The sequence below is a fragment of the Sphingomonas sp. GV3 genome (assembly GCF_031082075.1).
GTDB lineage: Bacteria > Pseudomonadota > Alphaproteobacteria > Sphingomonadales > Sphingomonadaceae > Sphingomonas > Sphingomonas beigongshangi.
This window is the reverse complement of the sequence record NZ_JARWLE010000001.1, coordinates 2,227,798-2,240,227: the sequence shown is the minus strand read 5'-3', so window position 1 is coordinate 2,240,227 and position 12,430 is coordinate 2,227,798. Positions and strand designations below refer to the sequence as shown.

General features: G+C 68.9%; 18 protein-coding genes. 8 read left to right on the top strand and 10 right to left on the bottom strand.

Going from position 1 to position 12,430, the window contains the following annotated elements; all coding sequences use genetic code 11:
- Window positions 1–44 precede the first annotated feature (44 nt).
- The 3 genes from RF701_RS10660 to RF701_RS10650 are packed head-to-tail and all read right to left on the bottom strand — an operon-like array spanning window position 45 to window position 1,867.
- Complete coding sequence (locus RF701_RS10660; RefSeq protein ID WP_210357563.1) at window positions 45–593, bottom strand: LptA/OstA family protein; 549 nt, start codon at window positions 591–593, stop codon at window positions 45–47.
- Window positions 594–599: 6 nt separating this feature from the next.
- Window positions 600–1,238, bottom strand: coding sequence for an LPS export ABC transporter periplasmic protein LptC (gene lptC / locus RF701_RS10655; RefSeq protein ID WP_203309207.1), 639 nt, complete (start codon window positions 1,236–1,238; stop codon window positions 600–602).
- A gap of 8 nt (window positions 1,239–1,246) precedes the next feature.
- Complete coding sequence (locus RF701_RS10650) at window positions 1,247–1,867, bottom strand: ribonuclease D (protein ID WP_210357564.1); 621 nt, start codon at window positions 1,865–1,867, stop codon at window positions 1,247–1,249.
- Between the two features lie 298 nt (window positions 1,868–2,165).
- Here RF701_RS10650 and RF701_RS10645 point away from each other — a divergent pair, with 298 nt between their 5' ends.
- Together RF701_RS10645 and RF701_RS10640 are read left to right on the top strand one after the other, a co-directional pair.
- Window positions 2,166–2,993 carry a cold-shock protein gene (locus tag RF701_RS10645; RefSeq protein WP_210357565.1) on the top strand — a complete coding sequence of 276 codons (828 nt, stop codon included), beginning with the start codon at window positions 2,166–2,168 and terminating at the stop codon, window positions 2,991–2,993.
- Window positions 2,994–3,070: 77 nt separating this feature from the next.
- The gene (locus RF701_RS10640) at window positions 3,071–3,868 is read left to right on the top strand and encodes a glutaminyl-peptide cyclotransferase (RefSeq protein ID WP_308814946.1); all 798 of its coding nucleotides are present in this window, start codon (window positions 3,071–3,073) and stop codon (window positions 3,866–3,868) included.
- A 6-nt stretch (window positions 3,869–3,874) separates the two neighbouring features.
- Here RF701_RS10640 and RF701_RS10635 read toward each other — a convergent pair whose 3' ends face one another.
- Both RF701_RS10635 and RF701_RS10630 read right to left on the bottom strand, forming a co-directional pair.
- Window positions 3,875–4,378, bottom strand: a complete 504-nt coding sequence (locus RF701_RS10635) for a DUF5946 family protein (protein WP_210357567.1) — start codon at window positions 4,376–4,378, stop codon at window positions 3,875–3,877.
- A 192-nt stretch (window positions 4,379–4,570) separates the two neighbouring features.
- Complete coding sequence (locus RF701_RS10630) at window positions 4,571–6,160, bottom strand: cisplatin damage response ATP-dependent DNA ligase (protein WP_308814945.1); 1,590 nt, start codon at window positions 6,158–6,160, stop codon at window positions 4,571–4,573.
- 98 nt (window positions 6,161–6,258) lie between these two features.
- On the opposite strand from RF701_RS10630, the gene RF701_RS10625 reads away from it, so the two are divergent.
- Window positions 6,259–7,074 carry a metallophosphoesterase gene (locus RF701_RS10625; protein ID WP_308814944.1) on the top strand — a complete coding sequence of 272 codons (816 nt, stop codon included), beginning with the start codon at window positions 6,259–6,261 and terminating at the stop codon, window positions 7,072–7,074.
- On the opposite strand, the gene RF701_RS10620 is transcribed toward RF701_RS10625, so the two are convergent.
- From RF701_RS10620 to RF701_RS10605, 4 genes are all read right to left on the bottom strand, one after another.
- A complete protein-coding gene (locus RF701_RS10620) occupies window positions 7,064–7,249 on the bottom strand; it encodes a DUF1328 family protein (RefSeq protein ID WP_308814943.1) in 186 nt (61 codons plus the stop codon). The two genes, RF701_RS10625 and RF701_RS10620, sit on opposite strands and share 11 nt — an antisense overlap.
- A 51-nt stretch (window positions 7,250–7,300) precedes the next feature.
- On the bottom strand, window positions 7,301–7,792 hold the full coding sequence (locus RF701_RS10615; protein WP_308814942.1) for a DNA starvation/stationary phase protection protein: 492 nt from the start codon (window positions 7,790–7,792) through the stop codon (window positions 7,301–7,303).
- A 107-nt stretch (window positions 7,793–7,899) separates the two neighbouring features.
- Window positions 7,900–8,466, bottom strand: coding sequence for a TMEM165/GDT1 family protein (locus tag RF701_RS10610; protein WP_308814941.1), 567 nt, complete (start codon window positions 8,464–8,466; stop codon window positions 7,900–7,902).
- Window positions 8,467–8,473: 7 nt separating this feature from the next.
- The gene (locus tag RF701_RS10605) at window positions 8,474–8,803 is read right to left on the bottom strand and encodes a hypothetical protein (protein ID WP_287980284.1); all 330 of its coding nucleotides are present in this window, start codon (window positions 8,801–8,803) and stop codon (window positions 8,474–8,476) included.
- A gap of 194 nt (window positions 8,804–8,997) precedes the next feature.
- Between RF701_RS10605 and rpmG the strand changes: the two genes are divergently transcribed.
- Window positions 8,998–9,165 (top strand): 50S ribosomal protein L33, encoded by a 168-nt coding sequence (rpmG, locus tag RF701_RS10600; RefSeq protein ID WP_007407030.1) that lies wholly within the window; start codon window positions 8,998–9,000, stop codon window positions 9,163–9,165.
- Window positions 9,166–9,733: 568 nt separating this feature from the next.
- The gene (locus RF701_RS10595) at window positions 9,734–10,477 is read left to right on the top strand and encodes a MauE/DoxX family redox-associated membrane protein (protein WP_210357574.1); all 744 of its coding nucleotides are present in this window, start codon (window positions 9,734–9,736) and stop codon (window positions 10,475–10,477) included.
- 35 nt (window positions 10,478–10,512) lie between these two features.
- Here RF701_RS10595 and RF701_RS10590 read toward each other — a convergent pair whose 3' ends face one another.
- Window positions 10,513–10,875, bottom strand: coding sequence for a response regulator (locus RF701_RS10590; protein WP_308814940.1), 363 nt, complete (start codon window positions 10,873–10,875; stop codon window positions 10,513–10,515).
- A 38-nt stretch (window positions 10,876–10,913) separates the two neighbouring features.
- Between RF701_RS10590 and RF701_RS10585 the strand changes: the two genes are divergently transcribed.
- From RF701_RS10585 to RF701_RS10575, 3 genes are all read left to right on the top strand, one after another.
- Window positions 10,914–11,186, top strand: coding sequence for a DUF3572 domain-containing protein (locus RF701_RS10585; protein WP_203309220.1), 273 nt, complete (start codon window positions 10,914–10,916; stop codon window positions 11,184–11,186).
- Complete coding sequence (locus tag RF701_RS10580) at window positions 11,186–11,827, top strand: HAD family hydrolase (protein ID WP_203309221.1); 642 nt, start codon at window positions 11,186–11,188, stop codon at window positions 11,825–11,827. Before RF701_RS10585 ends, RF701_RS10580 begins: the two co-directional genes overlap by 1 nt.
- 90 nt (window positions 11,828–11,917) lie before the next feature.
- On the top strand, window positions 11,918–12,382 hold the full coding sequence (locus tag RF701_RS10575) for a RidA family protein (protein WP_308814939.1): 465 nt from the start codon (window positions 11,918–11,920) through the stop codon (window positions 12,380–12,382).
- The last annotated feature ends 48 nt before the right edge of the window (window positions 12,383–12,430 follow it).

The following is a 12,430-nucleotide window of genomic DNA, read 5'->3' as shown; positions in this document are numbered from 1 at the left end:
TGCCGATGCGGACGGAACGCGGCGGCATCCCGATCGATCGCCGCTCAGTTGCGCTTCGGCACCGAGAAGGTGCCGGTGACGCGTCCGCCGCCCTGCGTCACGACGCCGCCCGTGTCGCCGCCGCTGCCGGACGCCGTGCCGCCCGCGACCGACGATCCATCCATCACCGCGCGACCCGTGTCGAGGTTGATCGTCAGCCGGCCGCCGTTGACGGTGTTGCCGCCCTGCGTCAGCGTCACTGCACCGATCATCGTGATCACGCGGCGGTTGAGGTCGTAGATCGCATATTGGCTGCGCGCGGTCTGCCCCGGCCGGCGGACCAGGACGCCGCCAGCCGCGTCGACGCGCGAAATCTGCGGGTTGCCGCCGACGACTTCGCCGGTCAGGGCCAGCGTCACGCGCGCGGCGTTCAGCGTCATTTCCGCCTGCTGGATCACGACGTGGCCCGACAGCACGCTGCGGTGCTGCTTGTCCTGCAGTTCCGCGCTGTCGGCGGATACGTTGACCGGGGCGTCCGAGTTGTGACGCTGCTGCGCCGACAGCGGCGCGGCGACGGCGAGGAGCAACAGCGGGATCTGGGCGGAAAATCGCATGGCGCGCTATTTCGCCCCTGCGGGCGAGAACCGCAAGCGCACATTGCCGTCCAGCCGCACGCGCCGATCATCCAGATTGGCGCGCAGGCTGTCGGCGCGGAAGCGGCCGTTGCTCAGCGTGCCCGTCACCGGCCGGTCGCTCTCCACCGTCTTCGACTTGAGGTCGACCACCGCATCGGTGGTGTCGAGGCTGTAGCCATTCGGCGCACGCACCGCGATCGGGCCCTGGACGCGCAGCTGTTCGCTGTTGAGGTCGTAATTGCCCTTGTCGGCGCGCAGGGTGGCGGGGCCATCGGCCAGCTGCAGGTCGGCGGCCATGCGATTGATCTGCACGATCGGCACCGACGAGGATTGCTGGACCGCGGACCCGGCGTCGAGACGGAACGCCTGCCCCTTATCGTCGAGGCCGCGATAGCTCGCCGCCTGGAGCTTCATTCGCTCGTGCGCGACCTCGACCTTGTTCTTGTCGAGCACGAACGATACCTCGCTCCCCGCGGTCAGCGGCGCCATCACCAGGAACGCCGCCAGCACCCCGATCGCGATCGGCAGGCTGGTGCCGAGCACCCGGATCAGCCGGTCGTGACGGCTGCCGGGGGCGGCCCAGCGCTGGCGGGCGGTACGGGCGCGGATGGCGACGTCGGACATGGCGGCTATTACGCGTGAGCGAAGATATCGATCTCCGGCCAGCCGGCGAGATCGAGCGCCGCCCGGGTCGGCAGGAAGTCGAAGCAGGATTGGGCGAGCGCCATCCGGTTCTCGCGGACCAGCCGCCGCTCCAGTTCGTCCTTCAGCCGGTGAAGGAAGCGCACGTCGCTGGCCGCATAATCCTTTTGCGCATCGCTCAGCTCGGGGCCGCCCCAGTCGGACGACTGTTGCTGCTTCGACAGATCCTGCCCCAGCAGCTCGCGCACCAGCTCCTTCAGGCCATGGCGGTCGGTATAGGTACGCACCAGGCGCGACGCGATCTTCGTGTCCCAGACGGGTGCGGCCAGGATGCCGAGATAATATTGGATCGCCGCAACGTCGAAGCGGCCATAATGGAACAGCTTGAGCCGGGCGGGGTCGGCGAGCACCGCCTTCAGGTTGGGCGCGGCATAGTCGCTGCCCGGCGCGAAGCGGACGAGATGCTCGTCGCCGCCGCCGTCGGACAGCTGGATGACGCACAGGCGGTCGCGCGGCGTGATGAGACCCATGGTCTCGCTGTCGACCGCGATCGCGGCACCGGGGGCGAAGACGTCGGCGGGGAGGTCTTCCTCGTGGAAGTAAACGGTCATGCGAATCGCCCCTACGCCGTGCGGCCAGCCGGCTCAATGGGCGAGGCGTGCGCGCGTTGCGATCGACAGGGAAAGCCGAAAGATTATCCCAGGCTGTGCCGTTCCGGCCACGCCCGCGCAAGTATTGACACCAAACGCACCCCGGACGCGACGAATTTGTTCGCAGGGGCTTGCTTTGTGCGCTATGGGTTCGGGCATGGCGCAAAAGGTTTCGCGCCCGAAGGCTCGCGTTCGTCGTCCGGCGCACGGGTTCTTCGACAGGATCGGATGCGGGCGAACCGGGAAGACGAACAGGTTTATGAGTTACGACAAGGGTGGCCGCGGCAATCGTGGCGGACGTGGTCGCGACAAGCGCGACAGCTTCGGTGGCGACGATTTCGGCGGCGGCTTCGGTGGCGGTGGTTTCGGCGGCGGTGACCGTGGCGGCTTCGGCGGCGGCGGCTTCGGTGGTGGCGACCGCGGCGGCTTCGGCGGTGGCGGCTTCGGCGGCGGCGGCGGCGGTGGTGGTTACCGCGGCGGCGGCGGCGGTGGCGGCTTCGGCGGCGGTGGTGGCGGCTTCGGCGGCGGCCGCGGCATGCCCCCGCAGGTCGTCGGCGAGGGCACCGGCGTCGTCAAGTTCTTCAATGCGCAGAAGGGCTTTGGCTTCGTCGTTCGCGACGACGGTGGCGAGGACGTGTTCGTCCACATCTCGGCTGTCGAGCAGGCCGGCCTGTCCGGTCTCGCCGAGGGTCAGCCGCTCGGCTTCACGCTCGTCGACCGTGGCGGCCGCATTTCGGCGACCGAGCTCAAGATCGACGGCGAGCCGATGCCCGTGCAGGAGCGCGCCCCGCGCGAACCGCGCGAGGGTGGCTTCGGCGGCGGTGACCGCGGTCCGCGCGGCGGCGCGGGTGGCCCGCAGCGACAGCTGACCGGCGAGAAGGCGACCGGCACGGTCAAGTTCTTCAACGCGATGAAGGGCTTCGGCTTCATTCAGCGCGACGACGGCCAGCCCGACGCGTTCGTCCACATTTCGGCCGTCGAGCGCGCCGGCATGCCGACGCTGAACGAGGGCGACCGTCTGCAGTTCGAGATCGAGGTCGATCGTCGCGGCAAGTACGCTGCGGTCAACCTGTCCTCGGCGAGCTGATCGAACCGATCCTGATGTGATGACGGCGGCCCGTCCGGATTGTCCGGGCGGGCCGTTCGTGTTCTGGGGGCCTGCCAATGCGTTTCTGGTCGATCCTGTCCGCCCTTCCCGTGCTGCTTGCCGGTGCCGCCGCGCCGATGCCGCAAGCCGCGCCGCCTGCAGCCGATGCACCCGTCCCGCTGCTCGTCGCGCATGTCGTCGCGCGATATCCGCACGATACGCGCGCCTTTACCGAAGGGCTGATCTTCGCCGACGGCGGCTTCTACGAAAGCGTCGGCCGTGAAGGCGAATCGGAGGTACGGCGCGTACGGCTCGCCGACGGCAAGGTGCTGGCCCGTGCGACCATCCCGCCCGCGCAATTCGGCGAGGGGCTGGCCCGCTGGGGCGACCAGCTGATCAGCCTCACCTGGCACGACGGTGTCGCGCACCGCTGGGACCGCAAGACGCTCCGCCCGATCGGCACCGCGCGTTTCCCGGGCGAGGGCTGGGGCCTCGCGAACGAGGGCAAGAGCCTGATCGAATCCGACGGCAGCGCGACGCTGAAGCGCTTCGATCCGGCGACGATGCGCGTCACCGGTCGGCTGGCGGTGACGATCCGGGGCAAGCCGGTCGATCAGCTCAACGAGCTGGAGCTCATCGACGGCCGGATCCTCGCCAACGTCTGGCGCACGCCCTGGATCGTGCGGATCAACCCCAACAGCGGCAAGGTCGACGCGGTCGTCGATCTCCGGCCCATCATCGCGGAAGTGAAGGCGACCGATCCGGAAGCCGTGCCGAACGGCATCGCGTGGGACGAGAAGGGCCGTCGGCTGTTCATTACGGGCAAGCTGTGGCCGACGATCTTCGAGGTGAAGCTGGAACCCGCGGCGGGGTAGCGCCAGCTATACGCCGAGTCGTTCGAGCAGCATGTCGGTCGGACGGCTCAGGGCCGCCCATGCGGCATAGGCGCACCGCGCCCAATCCCGAACCATCGAGGCGTGCAGTGTTTCCGCTGCCGCGATCACGTCGGCGTGGGTCATATCGAACCCCTTCGGCACTTCCGGCCAGGGAGCGAACGTGCCCCGCGCAAGCGTCTGCATGATTCGCGTGATCTCGGTGTGCGCACGCCCGTGTTCGAAAGCGAGCCGCAAGGCGGCATAATGTACCCATACGGACTGTACCGCGCGGCGGTCGGTGGCATCACCGGGATGCTGCAAGGCAAAAGCGTCGACGGTCAGCCTGTGAACGGCCCCGAACAAGGCCGGATTCTCGTATTCACGCGCGAGCAGGCGACCATAGGAAGACCAGCAGCCGGGGGTCGACAGCATATAGCTGTGCGTCGGCCCGGACATGGCTGGAAACCGTCCGCCGCAACCGAAGCAGGGCTCCTCGCCAACGTCGGGCATGCCTGGCCTTTCCCGTCGCAACGCCGTGTTCCTCGTGCGGTATACACGCGCGGCGGGTGCTCCGCGACAAGCCCGTGGACATAGGATTGGCGGGTCGATCGGGCAATTCAGCGGACGCGGCATACTGTGCCATCCCACGGGTGCCGCGCACGCCGCCGGTCTTGAGAAAGCGGAGGGCGATCCGATGTGGTCCTACGTCACCAGCCGCCGCAGTGTTTCCACCCGGTCCGCCTCCGCCGCCGGCTTGTCCGTGCGAATGCGGGCGATCCTCGGGAAGCGCATGGCGACGCCGGACTTGTGCCGGCTGGAGGCGTGGATCGAATCGAACGCGATCTCCAGCACGAGCGTCTTCTCCACCTCCCGCACCGGGCCGAAGCGCTGCACCGTGTTCCGGCGGACGAAGCTGTCGAGCATCCGCAGTTCCTCGTCGGTAATCCCCGAATAGGCCTTGCCGACGGGCAGCAGCTCGCCCTCCTCGGTCCAGCAGCCGAAGGTGTAATCGCTATAATAGGAGGAGCGGCGGCCGTTGCCGCGCTGCGCGTACATCATCACGCAATCGGCGGTGAGCGGATCGCGTTTCCATTTGTACCACAGGCCGGCGCGGCGACCGCCGACATAGGGGCTGTCGCGCCGCTTGAGCATCACGCCCTCGATCGCCGCGTCGCGCGCGCCGGCGCGGATCGCCTCCAGCGCGGTGAAGCTGTCGGCGGCGATGATCTGGCTGATGTCGAATCGATCGGGGTCGAGGCGCGGGACGAACGCCTCCAGCCGCGCCCGGCGCTCGGTCCAGGGCAGTGGCCGCAGGTCCTCCGCGCCGTCGAACAATATGTCGTAGAGGCGGACGAAGGCGGGATAGTCGGCAAGCATCTTCGCCGACACCTGCTTGCGCCCGAGTCGCTGCTGCAGCGCGTTGAAGCTCGCCGCGCCGCCGCCGTCCTCCAGCGTGCCGCCCTGCGCCTCGCCCTTGACGAGCAGTTCGCCGTCGACCGCGCCCGGCGTGGAGAAGGCCGCCGCGACGTCGGGGAAGCTGGCGGTGACGTCGTCGCCGGTGCGGCTGTAGAGGCGCGTCTGGCCGGCGGTGTGGACGATCTGGACGCGGATGCCGTCCCATTTCCATTCCGCCGCATAATCGGCGAGGTCGACCTGCGCATCCTCGAGCCCGTGCGCGAGCATGAAGGGGCGGAACACGGGCACGTCCGCGGCGGTCGGCTGCGCGCCGCCCGCAGCCCAGGCGAACAGGGGCTCATAGGGCGGCGCGAGGCCGTGCCACACCTCCTCCACCGCATCGACGTCGAGGTCGAAGGCCTGGGCGAGCGCGGTCTTGGCGAGGCGCGCGGAGACGCCGATGCGCAAGGCGCCGGTCGCCATCTTGAGCAGCGCGAACCGCTCCTCCGCATCGAGTCGGTCGAGCATGCCGGCGAGCGCGGCGGGCGCGTCCGAGCGCGACAGGTGGAGCAGCGTCTCGACCACCGTCGCCACCGTCAGCGGTGGCCCGGCGGGGGCGGGGACGGGGGCGGGCCAGAGCAGGGCTACCGTCTCCGCGGTGTCGCCGACATAGTCGCGGCTCATGCGGAACAGCACGGGGTCGACCCGCGCCTCGATCAGCGCCCGCACGACGGCCGGCTTGATACCCGGAATGTCGAGATCCCCGGTCAGCGCGGCCATCGCCCAGCCGCGATCGGGATCGGGCGTCGTGTGGAGATAGTCGACGATGAGCTTGAGCTTCGCGTTGCGGCCGCGCGTGTAGATGAGAGAGTCGAGGAGCGCGGCGAAGGCGTGCATGGCCATTGAACGCATAGGCGTGGCCAAGCGCTCCCGCTATCGTCGCCTCGATGGGATGGCGGAGGCGGACGGTCTGGGCGACGTTGCTGGCGGGGGCGTTGTCGCTCGCCCTATTGGGCGGTATCGGCGCGCGCGAGATCGTCGCCGACCCGATCGTGCGGACGACCCGCGTCGCGCTGCCGCACTGGCCCGCGGGCGCGCCGCCGCTCACTGTCGCTCTGATCAGCGACATCCATATCGGCAATCGCGCGATGGACGCGCACAGGCTGGCGCGGATCGTCGACCAGGTGAATGGCCGCCGTCCCGACCTGGTCGTGCTCGCGGGGGATTTCGTCATCGGCCATGATGCGGCCGGCGGGGCGGGCCTGGCAGCGCGCCTGACCGTGCCGCTGTCGAAGCTGCGCGCGCGGACCGGGCGGTATGCCGTACTCGGCAACCACGATCATTGGACGGGCGCGGACCACGTCCGGCGCGCGCTGCGCGCGGCGGGCATTCCGACGCTGGCCAATCAGAGCGTCAGGGCCGGGCCGGTGACGATCGTGGGCATCGACGATGCGTATAGCGGGCACGACGACATCGCGCGCGCCTTTGCCGGCACGGGCACGGGCGCGATGGTCGCGGTCACGCATTCGCCGGACGTGATCCCGCGCCTCCCCGCGGGTCAGGCGCCGCTTCTGCTGGCGGGCCACACGCATTGCGGCCAGGTCGTGTGGCCGACGGGGCGGGGCGCGATCACGGTCAGCCCGACCAACGGCCAGCGGCTGTACGATCCGCGGTATCGATGCGGGCGGATCGAGGATCCGGGGCGGACGGTCATCGTGACCGCGGGGGTCGGTGGCGGCACCGCGCCGATCCGCCTGGGCGCGCCGCCGGACTGGTGGCTGATTACCGTCGGCGGCGGGGTCAGTCGATAGCGTCGCTGACCGTCTTGCCGGCGATCAGGCCGAGAACGAGGAAGATCAGGAACAGCGCGATCGCAATGAAGAACAGGATCTTCGCGATCCCGATGAACGCACCGCCGATCCCGCCGAACCCCAGCACGCCCAGCAGCACGCCGACGACGAGGAAAATGAGTGCAAGCTTCAGCATGGCAGCCTCCTGACCGAGTGAACCGGTGGAAGGCCGCCATGTTCCGGCGGATCAGCCCTTGCGGCTCGCCTCGAACAGGAACCAGGCGCGCTCTTCCGCCTGGTCGGTCCATTCGTCGACGATGCCGCTGGTGGCATTGTCCTTCGCATCCTCGGCGGCGTCCTTCACGGTCCGGAACGCCTCGACCAGCTTCAGATTGTCGTCGCGCAGTTCCGCGAGCATCGTTTGCGCGTCGACGAAATCCTTGTCGTTGTCGGCGATCGTCTGACGGCGGCTGATGTCGCCGATCGACCGCAGGGTCGTGTTGCCGATCTTGCGAACCCGCTCGGCGATCGCGTCGGTGACGCCGAGGACCTGCGCAGCCTGATCGTCGAGCAGCAGGTGATAGTCGCGGAAATGCGGGCCCGAGACGTGCCAGTGGAAATTCTTGGTCTTCAGGTAGAGCGCGAAACAATCGGCGAGCGCGGTATTGAGCGCGTCGGCGACGGATCGCGTGTTGCTGAGATCGGTCGGCGTGCGCAGCGCCGGATCGGTATCGGCCATCATGGGTCTCCCGAGACTGGGGTTTTAAAATCGTTGCGGCAACGATCCGATGGCCCGATGGCTCCCTCTGGGTCGAAGGAGAATTCCCATCCTGTCTGATCGACGCGTCAGATCAGGCGAAGCGCGCTGAGTGCCAGCCAGGCCGCGGCGCTCAGGAAGGCCACGGCGGCGATGCGGCGGAACAGCTGCTGCGGCAGCGCCTGCCACGCCGCCTCGCCGAGTGTCGCGGCGGCGGCAAGCGGCACGACCCCGCCGATGGTGGCGCCGATCGTCGCGAACAGCGGCTCGCCTGCGCGCGCCGCCAGCGCGAGGATGACGAACTGGACGCCGTCGCCAAAGGCGAGGATGAACAGTCCGGCCAGGCTGGTGCCGAAGGCGCCGAGCCGCCACCGTTCGAGCCGCTCGGGCGCCTTGGCGGAGAACAGCATCCCGGCACCCTGCAGTGCCAGCGCGAGCGCCACGAACAGCGCACGCGCCTCCGGCGTCAGCCTCGGGGCGAGCAGCGCGCCAAGCGTCGCGGCTATGCCCGACGCGACAGCCAGCGCCACCAGGCTCGCGACGATGACGGCGCCGGCGCGTGCGTGGCGGTCGGCAAGGATCGCCGCGAGTCGTGCGGGCCGGTCGCCGATCTGGCCGAGGGCCGCCGCGAGCAGCGCCGCCATCAATGCGTCCATGCGCCGATCAGTGCGCCAGGCGGACCGAGCAGGCTGCGGCAAAGGCGTCGCAGGCGGCGAGGTCCTGTCGCTCGCACGCCACCGCATCGCCCAGAATGGCCAGCCAGCCATGCACCAGCGCGCCATGGTCGCCGCGCGCGAGCGCCGAATCGAGGAAATGCGCGACCGTCACCGCCGGGGCCAGACCGTTGCGATGCGCGATCAGCCGGATCGCGTCCACGTCACGCGCGAGTTCGCATGCCGCGCTGCGCGATGCCCGATCGTCGATCGCCGCGATTCGCGCCGCGAGATCCGCCCTGACCGCGGCGAGATGCGACGCCTCCACAGTTCCTGCCATGATCCACCCCCTGCTTCGTCTTTCCTTGTCGGCGCATGGTCGCACGACGGTGGTAACCTCATGGTTAAGCGGCCGTGCCCTTGTCGCCGCGTGTCGCCGCGGTTGACTTTGCCGCTGCTATCCGCCATGCGCCGCGGCTGATCGAGCGGTGGCGTCCGTGCCGCCGCTCTTATGCGTTTTCAGGAATACAGGCCATGGCCAAGCCGACTACCGTCAAGATCAAGCTCGTCAGCTCCGCCGACACCGGCTTCTTCTACGTCACGAAGAAGAACCCGCGCACCAAGACCGAGAAGCTGAGCTTCAACAAGTATGATCCCGTCGTGCGCAAGCACGTCGAGTTCAAGGAAGCCAAGATCAAGTAAGCGCGTCGCGGGCGGTCCGCCGCCCTTGCCGACGTGTCGGATCGACGAAAGCCGCCGGTGCCGTGATGGTGCCGGCGGCTTTCGTCGTGATGTCGACCATGCCGGCCCCAGGCGCGTTCCGCGCCGTCTGCTTCCGGCTAGGGTGCGATCCAGCAAAGCTGGATCGGCGCGGTACCGGCCCCACCCCCACCCGGCCGGCTACACAGCGTATCCTGGATGGGCGGCCGGTGGGCTGAGAGCCGGCACCACTTTCACGCACGTGAATCAGTCTCTCGCTGGAGGCGCGCGACCCGGACGCGGGCGCCGCATGAAGTGCGCTTTGCCTTAATTCGGTGCGGTTGCGGACAGGTTGCGTTCATCTTTTGCGGGCAAAGAGGGCTGCGGCGGCCGGAACGTCCGGCCGCCCTGTATCGCGTCACTACGGGCTGGGGGCGGCGGCTTCGATCGAAGCCGCCGCCCTTGGTTTTTTGGACTGGTCGTCGCCGATGTCCGATCGTGCCCGACCGCTGTTGGCAGCGGCGGGGCCGCCTCCCACATGGTCCGTGCCAGCGTCGCCAGGAGCCGATCCATGTCACGAGCCTCACGCCCGAGTGCCGTTCTCTACAGGATGGTGATGCCCGGGCATGTCTGTCCGTTCGGCCTCAAGGCACTCGACCTGCTCCGGCGGCGGGGCTTCGCGGTCGAGGACCATTGGTTGACGACGCGGGCGGAAACCGACGCGTTCAAGACCGCTCACGATGTCCGGACCACGCCGCAGGTGTTCATCGACGGCGTGCGGGTCGGCGGCTTCGACGATCTGCGGCGGTTCTTCGGCAAGCGGGTAGCCGATCCGAAGGCGACGACCTATCGGCCGGTCGTCGCCGTCTTCGTGATGACGGCGCTGATGGCGCTCGCCGCCAGCACCGCCGCCTTCGGGACGCCGTGGACGATGCGGGCCGGCGAATGGTTCGTTTCGTTCAGCATGGCGGTGCTCGCGCTGCTCAAGCTGCAGGATGTCGAGCGGTTCTCGACGATGTTCCTCAACTACGACCTGCTCGCGCGCCGATGGGTGCCCTATGCCTATCTCTACCCCTATCTGGAGGGGCTGGCGGGCGTGCTGATGATCGCGGGGGCGGCGCGTTGGCTGTCGGTGCCGGTGGCGCTGGCGATCGGCGGCATCGGTGCGGTGTCCGTGATCAAGGCGGTCTATGTCGACGGCCGCGACCTCAAATGCGCCTGCGTCGGCGGCGACAGCAACGTGCCGCTCGGCGCGCTGTCGCTGACCGAGAATCTGATGATGGTGGCGATGGCGATATGGATGCTGGTGCGCTGATGGCTCGGCGGCCGCCGGCCGGCGCGGCCGGACCATCAGAGAAGCGCGTTCACCGCATCCATGAAGCGCATCAGGCTGATGGGTTTGGAGACATAGGCGGCGGCACCAGCGGCGCGGATGCGATCCTCGTCGTCGCGGCCGGCATAGGCGGTCACCGCCATGACGGGGATATGGCGCAGCGCCTCGTCCGCCTTGAGTTCCAGGATCAGCTCGTAGCCGGTGACGTGCGGCATCTGGATGTCCATGACGATCAGGTCGGGGGCGAAGTCGCGTGCGCGCGCCACCGCCTCGCGCCCGTCGCGCACCGGCTCGGCGGCGAACTGATGCGCGCGCAACAGGTCGCAGAACAGCTTCAGGTTCAGCTCGTTGTCCTCGACAACGAGAATCCTTTTTGCCACCTCGCACACCGTCCTTTCCACTGAACACCGTGTAGGCAATGCGCGCGTCCGACACAAACATCCCCGAACCCGCGACGCTGGCGCTGCAGGCCTTGGTCTGGACGCTCGGCGACGGCGACCGTGCGGGACGTCTGCTGGCCGTCACCGGCCTGGATCCCGACGACCTGCGCGGCCGGGCGGGCGATCCGGCGGTCCTCGCCGCGACGCTGAATTTCCTCGAATCGCACGAGCCCGATCTCGTCGCCTGCGCGGCGGCGATCGGCGTGCCACCGGCGGCGCTGGTACGCGCACGCGAACAGCTGGAGACGTGATGAAGCCGCTTCTGATCTGCGATTGCGACGAGGTGCTTTTGCACATGGTGCGGCATTTCGGCGTGTGGCTGCGCGAGTCGCATGACATCGCCTTCACCCCCGATGGTGCCGATTTCGCCAATTCCATGCGGCGCGCCGACGGCAGTGCCCCGACCCGCGAGGAGATGTGGGGGCTGCTCGGCGGTTTCTTCCCCCGCGAGATGCACCGGCAGACGCTGGTGCCGCATGCCGCCGAGGCACTGGCGCGGCTGTCGCAGCAGGCACAGATCGTCATTCTCACCAATCTGACCGACGATTGCCGTACCGCCCGCATCGACCAGCTCGCACAATTCGGCATCGACCATCGCGTCGAATGCAACCAGGGCGGCAAGGGCGATCCGGTCGCGCGGCTGGTGGCCGAGCATGGCGATCCCGTCACCGTCTTCGTCGACGATCTGGCGGTGCACCACGAATCGGTCGCGCGGCATGCGCCGCAGGTCCATCGCCTGCACCTGATCGCGGAACCGGCAATGGCGCCAGCCGTGCCGCCAGCGCCGCATGCGCATGCGCGGATCGACGACTGGCGCGAGGCGGCCGACTGGATCGCGGCGCGCTTCGCGGCGGGCGTGCCGGCGGCGCCGGTCTTGCCGGCCGAGGCCTGATCCCGCTACGGGCGCAGCAATCTGGTGTGCGATCCAGCGAAGCTGGACCGCTTCCATGCACGTGGATCAGACTCTAGCAAAGGACCCGTGATGACCGACCGTATCGCCCGCAAGCTCGAGGAACTCGGCCTTTCGCTGCCGGAGGCCGCCGCGCCCGTCGCCGCCTACGTCCCCATCGTGGAGGCCGCCGGCATGCTGCATCTGTCGGGGCAGCTGCCGTTCAGGGACGGGCAGCTGATCACCGGCCGGCTGGGCGACGGCGTCTCGCTCGAGGACGGTCAGGCGGCGGCGCGGGCCTGCGGCCTGATGATCGTCGCACAGCTGAAGAAGTATCTGAACGGCGATCTTTCGCGCGTGAAGCGGATCGTGAAGCTGGGGGTCTTCGTCAACTCGCATGCCGACTTCACCGACCAGCCGAAGGTCGCGAACGGCGCGTCGGAGCTGATGGTCGCGCTGTTCGGCGACGAGGGTCGCCACGCGCGCAGCGCGGTCGGCGTGCCGGTCCTGCCCCTTGGTGCCGCAGTCGAGATCGACGCGATCGTGCAGCTGGGGTGACGGTCCGGCGTCGCGGGTCGCGCTGCGGCGGTCAAAGCGTGGGGAGCG